This window comes from Rhodococcus sp. W8901 (assembly GCF_013348805.1).
Classification (GTDB): domain Bacteria; phylum Actinomycetota; class Actinomycetes; order Mycobacteriales; family Mycobacteriaceae; genus Prescottella.
In genome coordinates, this window is the sequence record NZ_CP054690.1 from 2171857 (window position 1) to 2186841 (window position 14985).

The window sequence follows — 14985 nt, forward strand, 5'->3', positions numbered from 1 at the left end:
CCACGGAGGCCCACCGATTCTCGCGACATCGGCGGTCGACGGCGCCTATCGTGGCGCGGTGACTGTGACAGCCGAGTTCGAAACCGCGCGGTGTTCGCTCAGCGGGTGGGGGAGGCGTGCGGCATCGACCGCCGACGTGCTCTCGACGCCCGACCTCGACGTGATCGCGTCGGCAGTGCAGCGATCGGGCCCGCGGGGCGTCATCGCCCGCGGCCTGGGACGCAGCTACGGCGACCCGGCACAGAACGCGGGCGGGCTCGTCGTCGACATGACCGCCCTCGACCGCATCCACCACATCGATCCGGCTTCGGGCGTCGTCGACACGGATGCCGGCGTCAGCCTCGACGCGCTGATGCGCGCCGTTCTGCCCCACGGTCTGTGGGTGCCCGTCCTGCCGGGCACGCGGCAGGTGACCGTCGGCGGCGCGATCGGCGCCGACATCCACGGCAAGAACCACCACTCGCACGGCAGCTTCGGCAACCACGTCGAGTCGCTCGACCTCCTCGCCGCCGACGGCACGATCCGCACGCTCTCGCCGACCGGCGCCGATCGCGACCTGTTCTGGGCGACGGTCGGGGGAATGGGATTGACGGGCATCGTGGTGCGGGCGCGAGTGCGCATGAAGCACACCGAGACCGCCTATTTCATCGCCGACCACGACCGCACCGCCGACCTCGACCAGACGATGGAACTGCTGACCGGCGGCTCCGACGACGGCTACGACTACTCGATGTCGGTTCCGGACACGATCTCGACCGGTCCGAAGCTGGGTCGGGCAGGGTTCACCCGGGGATCGCTGGCGACGCTCGATCAACTGCCGCCGAAGCTGCGTCGGGATCCCCTGCGGTTCAACGCCCCGCAGCTGTTCACGGTCCCGGACGTCTTCCCGAACGGGATGGTCAACCGCTTCACCGTGCGTATCGCTGCGGAGGCCGCGTATCGCGTCTACCCGAAGCACGGTCGCGGCACCATCCAGAATCTGACGCAGTTCTACCACCCGCTCGACCTGCTCGGAGAATGGAATCGGGCCTACGGGCGCGAAGGCTTCATGCAGTACCAGTTCTCGATCCCGTTCGGTGCCGAGCAGCAGCTCGCCGACATCGTGCGCAGGATCGCCGAGTCCGGTCACCGTTCGTTCCTCAACGTGTTCAAGCGGATGGGCGACGGCAACCCGGCCCCGCTGTCGTGGCCGCACCCGGGATTCATGCTGAGCCTCGACTTCCCCATGAGGAGGGGACTCGGCCGATTCTGCGACGAGCTCGACGAGCGCGTCCTCGCCGCCGGCGGCAGGCTCTACTTCGCGAAGGACTCCCGCACCACACCCGAACGCGTCGAGCAGATGTATCCGCGGCTCGCCGAATGGCGCGCCGTTCGGGACCGGATGGACCCGGAGAGGGTGTTCGTCTCGGACCTGGCCCGCCGACTTCAGCTGATCGGTGGTGTCGAAAGTCGGTAGTGTTCGCGGCGTGAAAGCCCTGCGTCGGTTCACCGTCCGAGCCCACCTGCCCGAGCGTCTCGCGGCCCTGGGGCCGCTGTCGACCAATCTGCGCTGGTCGTGGCATCCGGAGACACAGGATCTGTTCGCGTCGATCGACCCCGACCTGTGGACGGCGGTGCGCCACGACCCGGTCCGGATGCTCGGCGAGGTCGATCCCTACCGGCTCGACGAACTGGCGACCGACCAGGCGTTCCTGGCCGAGCTGGACCGCTCGGCCGCCGATCTGGACGACTACCTGACCCGGCCCCGCTGGTACCAGGACCAGCTCGGCAAGGGTGCCGCGCTGGCCACGGGGATCGCGTACTTCTCGATGGAGTTCGGTGTCACCGAGGTGCTGCCGAACTACTCCGGCGGGCTCGGCATCCTCGCCGGCGATCACCTCAAGGCCGCGTCGGATCTGGGGCTGCCGCTGATCGGCGTCGGGCTGCTGTACCGCTCCGGCTACTTCCGGCAGTCGCTCACCGCGGACGGCTGGCAGGCCGAGCACTACCCGGCCCACGACCCGCAGGGGCTGCCGCTGCGGCTGCTCACCGAGAGCGCCGAGAAAGGCGGACCCGGCGCGCCGGTGCTGATCCACATCGCGATGCCCGGCGGCCGCGTGCTGCGGGCGCGGGTGTGGATCGCGCAGGTCGGCCGGGTGCCGCTGCTGCTGCTCGACTCGGACATCGCGGAGAACGATCCCGAACTGCGCGCCGTGACCGACCGGCTCTACGGCGGCGACCAGGACCACCGGATCAAGCAGGAGATCCTCGCCGGCATCGGCGGTGTGCGGGCGGTTCGCGCCTACACCCGCGCGCACGGGATCGCCGATCCCGAGGTGTTCCACATGAACGAGGGACACGCCGGTTTCCTCGGCCTCGAACGCATCCGGGAGCTGATCACCACCTCCGCACTGGACTTCGACGCCGCGCTCGCGGCGGTGCGCGCCGGCACGGTGTTCACGACGCACACCCCGGTCCCGGCGGGTATCGACCGGTTCCCGACCGAGTTGGTGCGCCGCTACTTCGGCGGCAGCGAGGGCGAGCAGGAGTCGACATTGCTGCCCGGACTGGGGGTGGACCGCATCCTCGCGCTCGGCGGCGAGAACAACCCCGGCGTGTTCAACATGGCGCACATGGGACTTCGGCTGGGCCAGCGCGCGAACGGGGTCTCGAAGCTGCACGGCGAGGTGAGCCGGGAGATGTTCGAGTCGCTGTGGCCCGGCTTCGACGCCGCCGAGGTGCCGATCGGCTCGGTCACCAACGGCGTGCACGCTCCGACGTGGGCGGCCCGTGAGTGGATGGACCTCGGACGCCGACTCGTGGGGCCGGGCCTGCTGGAGGAGGCCCGCGGCTGGGAACGGCTGCGGGAGATCGACTCCGGTGAACTGTGGTCGACCCGGAACACGTTGCGTGCGCAGTTGGTGGACGAGGTTCGTCGCCGGGTGCGCGCGTCATGGCTCGAGCGCGGCGCGACCGAGGCCGAGCTCGGCTGGACGACAGAGGTGTTCGACCCGAACGTCCTGACCGTCGGGTTCGCGCGGCGTGTCCCGACGTACAAGCGCCTCACCCTGATGCTGCGGGACCCCGAGCGGTTGCGCGCGCTGCTGCTCGACGACGAGCGTCCGGTGCAGCTCGTGGTCGCCGGCAAAAGTCACCCCGCCGACGAGGGCGGCAAGGCCCTGATCCAGCAGGTGGTGCGGTTCGCCGACCAGCAGGACGTCCGGCACCGGATCGTGTTCCTGCCCGACTACGACATGTCGATGGCGCGGTACCTGTACTGGGGCTGCGACGTGTGGCTCAACAACCCGCTGCGCCCGCTCGAGGCGTGCGGGACGTCGGGCATGAAGTCGGCGCTCAACGGCGGACTGAACCTGTCCATCCGCGACGGCTGGTGGGACGAGATGTTCGACGGGGAGAACGGCTGGGCCATCCCCACCGCCGACGGTGTCGCCGACGAGACCCGCCGCGACGACCTCGAGGCCACCGCACTGTACGAGTTGCTCGAGCGGTCGGTGCTGCCACGCTTCTACGACCGTGACGGCGGCGGGCTGCCGACCCGCTGGCTCGAGATGGTCCGTCACACGCTGCAGACCCTGGGTCCGAAGGTGCTGGCGTCGCGCATGGTCCGCGACTACGCCGTCGAGTACTACGCGCCGGCGGCGGCCGCGGCCCGGAAGATGCTGCCCGACAACTTCGCCGGTGCCCGCGAGGTGGCCGAGTACCGGCGCCGGGTGGGTGCGGTATGGCCGGGTGTGCAGGTGGCGCAGGTCGACAGCGCCGGGCTGCCCGACAACCCCGAGATCGGCGCCGATCTGTCGCTGCGCGCGTACGTCCGACTCGGTGGGCTGTCGCCGGAGGACGTAGTCGTGCAGGCGGTGCTCGGCAAGGTGGGCCCCACCGAGGACCTCACCGACTTGACGGCCGTGCCGATGGTGCACACCGGCACCGACGGGCTGGGGGAGGTGTTCGAGGCCACCACACCGTTGCCGGTGTCGGGGTCGGTGGGCTACACCGTCCGTGTCCTGCCGCACCACGACCTGCTCGCCACCGACGCCGAGCTGGGACTCGTCGCGGCGCCGTACGTCTAGGTCGAGACCGCTTCGACACCGCGGGGCATGATTCCCCGCGAGGCCGAACCCGTCAGCTGGCGGGGTCGTACTGGAACGCGCGGACCTCCTGCGCGCACCGGCAGGCAGCCGCGATCTTCGCAGCCCATTCCAGGGCCGCCTCGTGGGAGGGCAACTCGAGGAGCGCGTAGCCGCCTTCGAGCTGTTTCGTCTGCGGGTACGTGCCCTCGGTCACCGTGCCGTCCCCGTCGACCAGGACGGGCGGAACGCTCTCGTCGATTCCGCCGCCGAACACCCAGACGCCGGCGTCCTTCGCCTCCTCGACCACCGCGTGCGCCGCATCCGAAACTGCCTGCAGATCCTCGGCGGGAAAGACCATGGCGCCACTCGGGAACGAGATCAGGTACTTCGTCATCGCGTCGACTCCTTCTTCCGTACTGTCACCGGGACACCCCCGCTCCCCGTCGGACATCCGCTGCTCGCCACGGTCATCCTCATCCGTCAGGACTGGATGTCGCGGCGCCGGAACCCGGCCAGCGCGAGCACGTAGAGCGCCGCCGCGATGACGAGCAGCACGATCAGCGGCGCGATGTCGAACGTGTCCGCCGGCAGGTTCGGTGTGAAATGGAACGGCGATGCCCATCCCGTCCAGTCGGGCAGGACCTCGAGGAACATCCCGATCACCAGCGCGTAACCGAGGTACACCCACACCACCGCCAGCAGGCGCGGGAACCACGCGTACACCACCGCGGTCAGCCCGATGATCGTCAGTGTGGCGGGCAGTCCGTTCGCGGCGGCGCCGACGAGGCGCCCGAACATCGAACCGTCGTGCAGCGTCGCGGCCGCGGTGATGCCCATCGCGGCACCCGCCGCCAGCACGATCAACGCGGTCGCGACAGTGATCACGGCCAGTTGCGCGCCCAGCCACCGCCAGCGGGAGACCGGGCTCGCCAGGACGTCCTCGGCCCGGCCCGACGTCTCCTCGTTGCGCGCCGACTGGACGGCGGTGAGCGCGTACATGCACGCCATGATGGTCAGGAACACCAGGTACAGCGCGAACGCGCCCTGCGCGGCGTTGGCCTCGCCTCCCGGCAGCAGCCCGGCCAGGCGGGGGTCCTGATTGACGAAGTCGGCGACCTGCTGGCCCAGCGCCCCGATCGGGAAGGCGAGCGCGACGACGCCGATTCCCCACGCCACGATCTGGTTGCGCTGCATGCGCACCGTCAGCGCGGCGATCCCGGTGAGGGTGCTGCTCGCGCGGGGCCGGCCGCCCCGCGGGGCCACCAGGCCGGCGCCGATGTCGCGTCGGCCCACCACCGCGTAGGCGAGGACGACACCGACGACCACCGCGCCGAGGCCCAGCAGCAATGGCCACCATCGCTCGTCGACGTACGCGCGGGTGGATTGCGCCCAGCCGATCGGCGACAGCCACGACCACACGCTGCCGTCCTCCTTGGCGCGGACGTCCCCGATCGCGCGCAGCAGGTACGCGGCCGCGACCGCGACCAGACCCAGTCCGCTCGCGGTGCGGGCATGCTCGGTGACCTGCGAGAACAGGGCCGATGTCGCGCCGAACGCCAGACCGATCATGAACACCCCGGCGGCCAGGTTCCACGACCCGACGGCCGGCAGTCCCACCGCGGTCAGACCGAGCCCGAGGACCAGTCCGATCAGCAGGTTCGCCAACAGCACCACTGCGAGTCCCGACGTGATCGGCGCGAATCTGCCGACCACGGCCGAACGCAGCATCTCGGCGCGGCCGGACTCCTCCTCGGTCCGCAGATGCAGGGTCACCAACAGCACCGACATGACCGCGACGGCGATCATCGTCATCCCCGCGATCTCGTTCGCCACCATCGCGCCGAGCGTGTAGTCGGACAGTCCGTAGCCGGGCCCGGCCAGCGCCGTCGCGGCCGGCGACTCGATGAGGGCGGCGCGTGCCTGACGCGATTCCGGGGTGGGGTAGAGGGTCTGGTAGCTCGACGCCAGCAGCACCGTCGAGCCGCCGACCGCGATCACCCACGCCGGCAGCCGGATCCGGTCGACCCGCAGCGCCAACCGGGTGAGCGTCCACGTCCCGGCGAGACGGTCCGTCGTCGAGGTCCCGGCCGGTCCGGTGACCCGTTCGACGCCCGCGACCTGCGCCGTCATCGTCGCTCGATGCCCAGCGAGTCGAACTCGTCGCTGTACTCGCGCAGGAACAGGTCCTCGAGCGTCGGCGGGTGCGCGGTGATCGTCAGCACGCCGAGTCCGGTGAGCGTCGACATGACCGAATCGATCCGGTCGGAGTCGACGTCGAAGGTGATGCCGTTGTCCTGGTCGACGAGCGTCTGCAGGTTGTACACACCCGGCATCGAGGCGAGCCCGTCCGGAGCCTCGCGGGTGGTGGCGGTGATCGTGGTCCGGGTCAGGTGGCGCAGCTCGCGCAGGGTGCCGCTCTGCACCGTCCGGCCGGCGCGGATGATCGTGACCACCCCGCACAGCGACTCCACCTCGGCCAGGATGTGGCTCGACAGCAGGATCGTGCGGCCGTCCCGCGTCGCCTCGCCGATGCACTGCTGGAACACCGCCTCCATCAACGGGTCCAGGCCCGACGTCGGCTCGTCGAGGATCAGCAGTTGTGCATCGGCGGCCAGCGCCGCGATCAGCGCGACCTTCTGCCGATTGCCCTTCGAGTACGTGCGGCCCTTGCGGGTGGGATCGAGTTCGAAGCGCTCCATCAGCTCCTGGCGCCGCGCCTCGTCGAGGCCCCCGCGGAGCCGTCCGAACAGGTCGATGGCCTCGCCGCCGGTGAGGTTGGGCCACAGGTTCACATCGCCCGGCACGTACGCGAGGTGCCGGTGCAGGCTGACGGCGTCGCGCCACGGGTCGGCGCCGAGTACGGTCACCTCGCCGCCGTCGGCGCGCAGCAGACCCAGCAGCACCCGGATGGTGGTGGACTTGCCGGATCCGTTGGGGCCGAGGAAGCCGTGGACCTCGCCGGGGCCGACCTCGAGGTCGAGGCCGTCGAGGGCATGGACGTCACCGAAACGCTTGGCGAGGCCACGAACCGAGATCACCGGGTCCATCGCCCGAGCATAGGGCGGATGCGGGGGCGTCGGCCCAGTTTTGCCGGGGTGCGTGCTCAGCCGCGTCTCAGGGCCGCGACGCCGCGATCCGGGCGAGCGCCTGCCGCACCACCTTCGGGTCCGCCGTCTCCCAGAACGGCGGCAGCGACGCCCGCAGGTAGCCGCCGTAGCGGGCGGTGGCCAGACGCGAGTCGAGGACCGCGACGACACCCTTGTCGTCGACGCTGCGCAGCAGACGCCCCACGCCCTGCGCCAGCAGCAGGGCGGCGTGGTTCGCGGCCACCGACAGGAAGCCGTTGCCGCCGCGCGACTCGACGGCCTGCTGGCGGGCGATGAGCAGCGGATCGTCCGGGCGCGGGAACGGGATCCGGTCGAGGATCACCAGGCTCAGCGACGGGCCGGGAACGTCGACGCCCTGCCACAGCGACAGCGTCCCGAACAGCGTCGTCGCCTCGTCCTCGGCGAACTTCTTCACCAGCGTGCCCGTGGCGTCGTCGCCCTGGCACAGGATCGGGACGTCGAGGCGTTCGCGCATCTCCTCGGCCGCGGCCTTCGCGGCGCGCATCGACGAGAACAGTCCCAGTGTGCGGCCACCGGCCGCGGTCACCAGTTCCGCGATCTCGTCCATGAAGGCGGGGGACAGGCCGTCGCGCCCGGGCGGGGGCAGGTGCCGGGCGACGTACATGATCCCGGCCTTCGCGTGGTCGAACGGCGAGCCGACGTCGAGCGAATTCCAGCGCAGCACACCGGCGTCCGACGGCGCCTCCTTGCCGATCGCGGTCGCGGTGTCGCTGCGCGCCGGCGACTCCGGCGGCAGACCCCAGTTGACGGCTAGCCCGTCGAACGAGCCGCCGACCGTGAGCGTCGCCGACGTCAGCACCACAGTCGACTCCGCGAACAGGCTCGCCCGCAGCAGCCCGCCCACCGACAGCGGCGCCATCCGGACCACCCGGCGGACGTTTCCGCGGTTCTCGTCGACCGACAGCCACACGACGTCCTTGCGTTTGGCCGGGTCGGGCTCGTCGAACGCGGTGAGCACCCGGACCGCGCTGTCGTGGATCTCGTCGATCGCCGACAGTGCGGCGTTGCGGGCGGCCGCGGCCTCGGGATCGGCGGCCGCCATGCCGGGCTTGGACGGCCCGATCGCCGTCCGGACATTCCAGGCGGCGTCGCGGACCGCGGCCAACGCCATCGAGACACCGTCGGGCAGCGCGTCCCAGCGCCCGGCGGGCAGATCCTCGAGCAGGTCGGTCCAGCCCTCGGCGGCACCCTCGAGCCGGTCGACGTCCTGCTCCTCGACGATCTTGATGCTGCGGCGGGCGGCGGCACTGATCGCCGACGCCGACAGCTCCGCCGTCGCGACGCCGGTGACCCGGTCGACCAGTTCGTGGGCCTCGTCGATGACGACGACGTCGTGTTCGGGCAGCACCGCGATGCCGGAGATCGCGTCGATCGCGAGCATCGCGTGGTTGGTGACCACGACGTCGACCTGTGCGGCCTCGGCGCGGGCCCGCTCGGCGAAGCAGTCCTCGCCGACGGGGCAGCGCGACTTGCCGAGGCATTCGCGGGCGCTGACGCTGACCTGCCGCCAGGCCTGGTCGCTGACGCCGGGCACGAGGTCGTCGCGGTCACCGGTCTCGGTGTCCGACGACCACTTCGTGAGCCGCTGCACCTCGCGGCCCAGACGGCTGATCGCGAACGCGTCGAACAGCTCCGCCTCGGGCGGATCGTCCTGCGCCATGCCCGTGTGGATCTTGTTCATGCACAGGTAGTTGCCGCGGCCCTTGAGGATCGCGAACTGGGGGCGCCGTCCCAACGCCGACGTGAGCGCGTCCGCCAGGCGCGGCATGTCCCGGTCGACGAGCTGACGCTGCAGCGCGATGGTCGCGGTCGAGACGACGACGGTGCGGCCGGACTCGACGGCGTGGCGCACGCTCGGCACGAGGTAGGCGAGCGACTTGCCGGTACCCGTCCCGGCCTGCACCGCGAGGTGCTCGCCGGTATCGATCGAGTGGGCGACGGCGGATGCCATCGTCAGCTGGTTCTTGCGGGGCTTGCCACCCAACGTCCGGATCGCGACCTCGAGAAGTTCCGGGACATTGGGCAGCTCTCGGGCACGGTCGGACACCGCAACAGGGTACTGCGCGGGGCCGTCAGTCGCGGTCGCCGACCTGCCCGACGAGTTCGACACCCGCCGCATCGAGTTCGGCCAGCGCGGCCTCCACGGTGACGGGGGACACGCCGGCGGTGAAGGGGAGCAGCACCCGCGTGCGGAATCCCTCGATGGCCGCGTCCAGCGCGGTCGCGCGGACGCAGTGATCGGTCGCGATGCCCACCACGTCCACGGCGTCGATGCCGTGGCGGCGCAGCCAGTCGGCGAGCGACTCACCGCGGGCGGAGACGCCCTCGAAGCCCGAGTACGCGGCGCTGTACTCGCCCTTCGAGAACACCTCCTGCAGCGGCGCGGTCTCGAGCGCCGGATGGAACTGCGCGCCCGGCGTCCCGGCCCGGCAGTGCGGGGGCCATGTGTCGACGAAGTCGGGGTGATCGGAGAAGTGTGGCCCCGGATCGACGTGGTGGTCCCGGGTCGCGACGATCGCCGCGTAGCCCTGGCCGAACAGGTCGTTGACGTCGGTCGCGACGGTGGCGCCGCCGGTGACCGCGAGCGCGCCGCCCTCGCAGAAATCGTTCTGGACGTCGACGACGATCAGTGCCTTCCCGGTCACGCTCGTCCCTCCTCTCACGTCGTGATCGTCGGCTCGGCCGACATGGCGAAACGGGTCGGCACGGCCGGATCGCCGTGCGAGAGCTTGAGCCCCTCCCAGGGCAGGCTCACGAGATTGCTCGCGAGCAGCGCGCGGGCGTCCTCGAGCGTCGGTAGGTCGCCGACCAGGTCGCCGCCGCGCACCATCGGGGTGAGCAGTTCCCGCGCCTCGAGGTCGCCGACCTCCGGGGCCGGCGCGCCGGCGAGGTACAGCACCTCCTCGACGACGGTGCCGGACGGGCGGCTCAGCCGCATCGCCCGCTTGGTGCCGCCCCGCGACTGCTTGTGGCTGCTGCGCTTCTCGACGGGAACGCCGTCGACCTCGACGAGCTTGTAGACCATGCCCGCCGTGGGTGCCCCGGATCCCGTCACGAGGGAGGTCCCGACCCCGTACGCGTCGACCGGTTCGGCGCGCAGAGCCGCGATGGCGTACTCGTCGAGATCACCCGAGACGACGATCCTGGTGCCGGTCGCGCCGAGGCCGTCCAGTTGGTCGCGGACCTGGCGGGCGAGCACACCCAGGTCGCCGGAGTCGATGCGCACGCCGCCGAGCCCGGTGCCCGCCGCGGCCACGGCGTTCTTGACGCCCTGAGTGATGTCGTAGGTGTCGACCAACAGTGTCGTGCCCACCCCCAGCGCGGCGACCTGCGCGCGGAACGCGGCCTCCTCCTGCGGCGCTCCGTCCGCGGTGTGCAGCAGCGTGAAGGCGTGCGCGCTGGTTCCCGCGCCCGGCACGCCGTGACGGCGGACCGCCTCGAGATTGGACGTCGCGTCGAACCCCGCGAGGTACGCCGCGCGGGCGCACGCAACGGCCGACTCCTCGTGCGCGCGCCGCGACCCCATCTCGATCAGCCGACGACCGTCCGCGGCGCTCACCATGCGGGCGGCCGCCGACGCGATCGCGCTGTCGTGGTTGAGGATCGACAACGCCAGGGTCTCGAGTAGGACACATTCGGCGAACGTGCCCCGCACGGACAGGATCGGTGATCCGGGGAAGTACAGCTCGCCCTCGCGGTAGCCGTCGATGTCCCCGGAGAACCGGAAGTCGCGCAGCCAGTCCACGGTGGAGCTGTCGAGGAAGCGCGAGACGATCTCGAGTTCGGGTTCGCCGAAGCGGAAGTGCGCCAATGCGTCCGGGATTCGGCCCATGCCGCCGACGACGCCGTACCGGCGCCCGTCCGGCAGTCGGCGGGCGAAGACCTCGAAGCTGCAGCGGCGGTGCGCCGAGCCGTCGGTGAGGGCCGCCTCGAGCATCGTCAGCTCGTACTGGTCGGTGAAAAGCGCGGTACTCGGACGAAGTCCGGTGCTCTCTGCGGGAACGGTTGCCACGGGCCCAACTTTACGATTCGGGCGCCGGGCGCGGGTGTCGAGTTCCGGAGCCACGCCGTACCCTGGACGCATGGCGCCGTGTTCCACAATGACTTTCCCGACCGCAGTTCCGGTCGGCAAGATGCCCGCCGCAGCGCCCCAGGTCTCTCCTGCCGAGGCGGAAATCGAGGAGATGACCGAGGCCCAGGATCGGCCGTGGGTAACTGTCGTCTGGGACGATCCCGTCAACCTCATGCACTACGTGACGTACATCTTCCAGAAGCTCTTCGGCTACAGCAAAGCCAAGGCGACGGACCTGATGATGCAGGTCCACAAGGAAGGAAAGGCCGTCGTGTCGAGCGGTTCGCGCGACAAGGTCGAGAACGACGTGCGCAAGCTGCACGCGGCCGGCCTGTGGGCGACCATGCAGCGCGACAGCAGCTAGACGATCGAATCCATCCCTCTCGACGGTTAGGAACCCGGGTACAGACGTGCGGACTTGGACCAGGAAGAACTCACTCGGCGGACTGAAACTGCGCTCGGAGATGGACGCCCACGAGGCGGCGGTCCTGCGGTCGCTGGTGACGTCGGTTTCCGGGCTGCTCGAGGAGCGCGCCGCCTCGGCGCCGACGGACGAGCTGGCCGCGCTGACGGGCCTGCGGACCGGCAACAGCGAAACCCCGTCCGACGAGGTTCTCGCCCGCCTGTTGCCCGACTTCCAGCGCGCCGACCCCGACCGGCCCGACGACGATTCCGAGCGCGGCAACGTCAACAGCGCCCTGCGCAGCCTGCACGAGCCGGAGATCATCGACGAGAAGATCGCCGCCGGGTCCGTGGTCCTGCAGACGGTGCCCGCGGAGGGCGGCAAGGTCGTCATCACCCCGGAGCAGGCCGACGCGTGGTTGGCCGCACTCAACGACGTCCGGTTGGCCCTGGGAACGAACATCGGCATCGACGCCGACACCCCGGACGAACTCGAGGAGGGCGACCCGCGGGCCCCGCACCTCGACGTCTACCACTGGTTGACGTGGATGCAGGACTCCCTCGTCCAGGCGCTCCTGTCGTGACGGCGCCCCGGTCCGGGCCGTCGGATTCGCTGTCCGACGTCGCCGGCGTCCTCGTCGGCCACGACCACCTGCTCGATCCCGACGCGACGCTCGGCGCCGGTGCGGCGACCGGATGCACCGTGGTGCTGGTGCCGTCCGGTGCGACCGCGGGCGTCGACGTGCGTGGCGGTGGCCCCGGCACCCGCGAGACCGACCTCCTCGACCCCAGCCACTCGGTGCAGCAGGTGCACGCCGTCCTGCTGACCGGCGGCAGTGCGTACGGCCTCGCCGCCGCCGACGGGGTCATGCGGTGGCTCGAGGAACACGACCACGGGATCCCGATGGGGGCGCCCGGCCAGGTGGTCCCCATCGTGCCCGGCGCGGTGATCTTCGATCTGCCCGTCGGCGACTGGAACGTCCGGCCCACCGCCGAGTTCGGGCGTCGCGCGGCGTCGCGCGCGTCGGGCACCGTCGTCACCGGCAGTGTCGGTGCCGGGACCGGAGCCCGCGCGGGCGTCATCAAGGGCGGGGTGGGTTCCGCCAGCACCGTCATCGACGGTGGTCCGGCCGACGGTGTCACCGTCGCCGCGCTCATGGTGGCCAATCCGGTCGGTGCGGTGTGGGATCCCGACACCGGCCTGCCGTGGGGGCTGTCGCTCGCCGACGCCGAACGTCGCGGAATGCGACTGCCGTCGCCCGACGATCTGGCCGCCGCGAACGAGTTGGGGGCCAAGACGACGGTCCTCAACACCACGATCGGCGTCATCGCAACCGACGCGACGCTGTCCAAGGCCGCCTGCCGACGAGTCGCGGTCGCCGGACACGACGGTTTGGCCCGCGCCATCCGTCCCGCGCATTCGCCGCTCGACGGCGACACGATCTTCGCGCTCGCCACCGGCGCCCGTGACGTGCCCGCACCCGACGGTGTCCCGGCGGCCTTCCCGACGGAACTACCGATCCTCGACGCGGTCTGCACGGCCGCCGCCGCATGCGTGCAGTGGGCGATCGTCGACGCGATCCTGTCGGCCACTGCGGTCGCCGGGATCCCGAGCTACCGCGACGTGTTTCCGTCGGCGTTCGGGACTTCCGGCTAGACCGCGCGGTCGTTCGACACCGACCGTCATCGGCGATGGTCGGTACGCTCGGATTCGTGACCGCCGGATCAGAACTGCGCCCCGACCTGCCTCGTGTCCCGCGCCCGCTGTGGCAGCGGGCGGCGATGACCATCGGCGGGTTCGCGATGGTCCTCTACGTCCTCGAGGCCGTCGACACCGTTGCCGGCAATCCGCTGGACCAGTGGGGGATCGAACCACGCACGCTCGACGGCCTGTGGGGAGTCCTGTTCGCGCCGATGCTGCATTTCGGGTGGGGACACCTGTTCGCCAACACGGTGCCGCTGCTGATCCTCGGGTTCCTGGTGCTGATGTCGGGGATCGGTCGCGGTCTCGCCGCGACCGGGATCATCTGGGTGATCGGCGGGGTCGGTACGTGGCTCACCGGCGGCGTCGGTGCGCATCTCGGCGCGTCGGTGCTGGTGTTCGGCTGGCTCACGTTCCTGCTGGTGCGGGGGATCTTCACCCGCAGCATCGGACAGATCCTGCTCGGTGTGGTGGTGTTGTTCGTCTACGGCGGCATGATGTGGGGCGTGTTGCCCGGGCAGTACGGGATCTCGTGGCAGGGGCACCTGTTCGGCGCGATCGGAGGCGTCGTCGCGGCGTGGGTGCTGTCGTCCGACACGCGCAGGCGCCGGACCGCGGTGCCGACGGTCGGCACGTCCGGGATCCAGCTTCCGCGCACCTAGAACCGCCCTCTGATCTGCGGGTCGCTGACTCGGCGATCACATGCTCGACCCGTGCGCCGACGGATCACAATCCGACGGCAGATGTGAGTTCACACAGCCGAAAGTGCCCGAAGCTTTTTGAGAGCGCGGTGGTCGTGGCAGCATGGTTTGCATGCGCATTACGGTCCTGGGATGTTCGGGCAGCGTCTCCGGACCCGACTCGGCTGCTTCGGGCTACCTCGTGACGGCTCCGGGTACCCCACCGGTGGTCATGGATTTCGGCCCCGGTGTGCTCGGCGCGCTGCAGCGATACGCCGACCCAGGTGAGGCCACGATCCTGCTGTCGCACCTGCACGCCGACCACTGCCTCGACATGCCGGGCCTGCTCGTGTGGCGCCGCTACCATCCCAATCCGCCGGCCGGCCGGGCCCTCGTCTACGGCCCCACGGACAGCGCGTGCCGTATCGGCGTCGCATCGGCCGAGTGCGGCGGTGACCTCGACGACATCTCCGACACCATCGATCTGCGCAGCTGGTCCGACGGCCACGTCGCCGAGATCGGCGAGATCACGGTGGAGGCGCGCCGGGTCAACCACCCCCCGGAGGCGTACGGGTTCCGCGTCACCAGCAAGACCGGCCGGGTCCTCGTCTACACCGGCGACACCGGCATCTGCGAGTCCGTCGTCGAGCTGGCGCGGGGCGCGGACGTGCTGCTGTCGGAGGCGTCGTGGACGCACAGCCCCGACCGTCCCGAGGGCATCCACCTGTCCGGGACCGAGGCCGGGCAGATCGCGACCCGTGCAGGGGTCGGCGAGCTACTGCTCACCCACATTCCGCCGTGGACGTCCCGCGAGGACGTCATCGCCGAGGCCAAGGCCGAGTTCTCCGGACCGGTGCACGCGGTGTCGGCCGGCGACGTCTACACCGTCTGACCGCAACCGGCGCCCCGCCCGCGCACTCCCGCGCGGCGACTA

13 protein-coding genes are annotated in these 14985 nt (G+C 70.8%); 7 read left to right on the forward strand and 6 right to left on the reverse strand.

The features are described from left to right. The first annotated feature begins 64 nt into the window (after positions 1-64). Positions 65-1456: an FAD-binding protein gene (locus HUN07_RS10310; RefSeq protein ID WP_174914609.1), complete on the forward strand. Its 1392-nt coding sequence runs from the start codon at positions 65-67 to the stop codon at positions 1454-1456. 10 nt (positions 1457-1466) lie between these two features. Beyond that, positions 1467-4067 carry an alpha-glucan family phosphorylase gene (gene glgP, locus HUN07_RS10315; protein ID WP_174909536.1) on the forward strand — a complete coding sequence of 867 codons (2601 nt, stop codon included), beginning with the start codon at positions 1467-1469 and terminating at the stop codon, positions 4065-4067. 52 nt (positions 4068-4119) lie between these two features. Here glgP and HUN07_RS10320 read toward each other — a convergent pair whose 3' ends face one another. From HUN07_RS10320 to HUN07_RS10345, 6 genes are all read right to left on the reverse strand, one after another. After that, positions 4120-4461 (reverse strand): YciI family protein, encoded by a 342-nt coding sequence (locus HUN07_RS10320; protein WP_114719493.1) that lies wholly within the window; start codon positions 4459-4461, stop codon positions 4120-4122. An 86-nt stretch (positions 4462-4547) separates the two neighbouring features. Further along, the gene (locus HUN07_RS10325) at positions 4548-6197 is read right to left on the reverse strand and encodes an ABC transporter permease (RefSeq protein ID WP_254622886.1); all 1650 of its coding nucleotides are present in this window, start codon (positions 6195-6197) and stop codon (positions 4548-4550) included. Beyond that, positions 6194-7114, reverse strand: coding sequence for an ABC transporter ATP-binding protein (locus tag HUN07_RS10330; RefSeq protein WP_174909537.1), 921 nt, complete (start codon positions 7112-7114; stop codon positions 6194-6196). Before HUN07_RS10330 ends, HUN07_RS10325 begins: the two co-directional genes overlap by 4 nt. A gap of 67 nt (positions 7115-7181) precedes the next feature. Beyond that, on the reverse strand, positions 7182-9242 hold the full coding sequence (locus tag HUN07_RS10335; RefSeq protein ID WP_174909539.1) for an ATP-dependent DNA helicase: 2061 nt from the start codon (positions 9240-9242) through the stop codon (positions 7182-7184). A 25-nt stretch (positions 9243-9267) separates the two neighbouring features. Further along, a complete protein-coding gene (locus HUN07_RS10340; RefSeq protein ID WP_174909541.1) occupies positions 9268-9840 on the reverse strand; it encodes an isochorismatase family protein in 573 nt (190 codons plus the stop codon). Between the two features lie 14 nt (positions 9841-9854). Then, complete coding sequence (locus HUN07_RS10345; RefSeq protein WP_441346807.1) at positions 9855-11279, reverse strand: nicotinate phosphoribosyltransferase; 1425 nt, start codon at positions 11277-11279, stop codon at positions 9855-9857. Here HUN07_RS10345 and clpS point away from each other — a divergent pair. The 5 genes from clpS to HUN07_RS10370 all read left to right on the forward strand — a co-directional run bounded on the left by clpS (position 11278) and on the right by HUN07_RS10370 (position 14943). Next, entirely contained in the window at positions 11278-11631 is a 354-nt protein-coding gene (gene clpS, locus HUN07_RS10350) for an ATP-dependent Clp protease adapter ClpS (protein WP_114719501.1), read from the forward strand. The two genes, HUN07_RS10345 and clpS, sit on opposite strands and share 2 nt — an antisense overlap. A gap of 46 nt (positions 11632-11677) precedes the next feature. Then, complete coding sequence (gene aosR, locus HUN07_RS10355; RefSeq protein ID WP_174909545.1) at positions 11678-12253, forward strand: oxidative stress transcriptional regulator AosR; 576 nt, start codon at positions 11678-11680, stop codon at positions 12251-12253. Next, positions 12250-13326, forward strand: a complete 1077-nt coding sequence (locus HUN07_RS10360) for a P1 family peptidase (RefSeq protein ID WP_174909547.1) — start codon at positions 12250-12252, stop codon at positions 13324-13326. The genes aosR and HUN07_RS10360 overlap by 4 nt, the downstream gene beginning before the upstream one ends. Positions 13327-13451: 125 nt before the next feature. Next, positions 13452-14033: a rhomboid family intramembrane serine protease gene (locus HUN07_RS10365; protein ID WP_254622971.1), complete on the forward strand. Its 582-nt coding sequence runs from the start codon at positions 13452-13454 to the stop codon at positions 14031-14033. Positions 14034-14184: 151 nt separating this feature from the next. Further along, a complete protein-coding gene (locus HUN07_RS10370) occupies positions 14185-14943 on the forward strand; it encodes a cyclic nucleotide-degrading phosphodiesterase (protein WP_174909551.1) in 759 nt (252 codons plus the stop codon). The last annotated feature ends 42 nt before the right edge of the window (positions 14944-14985 follow it).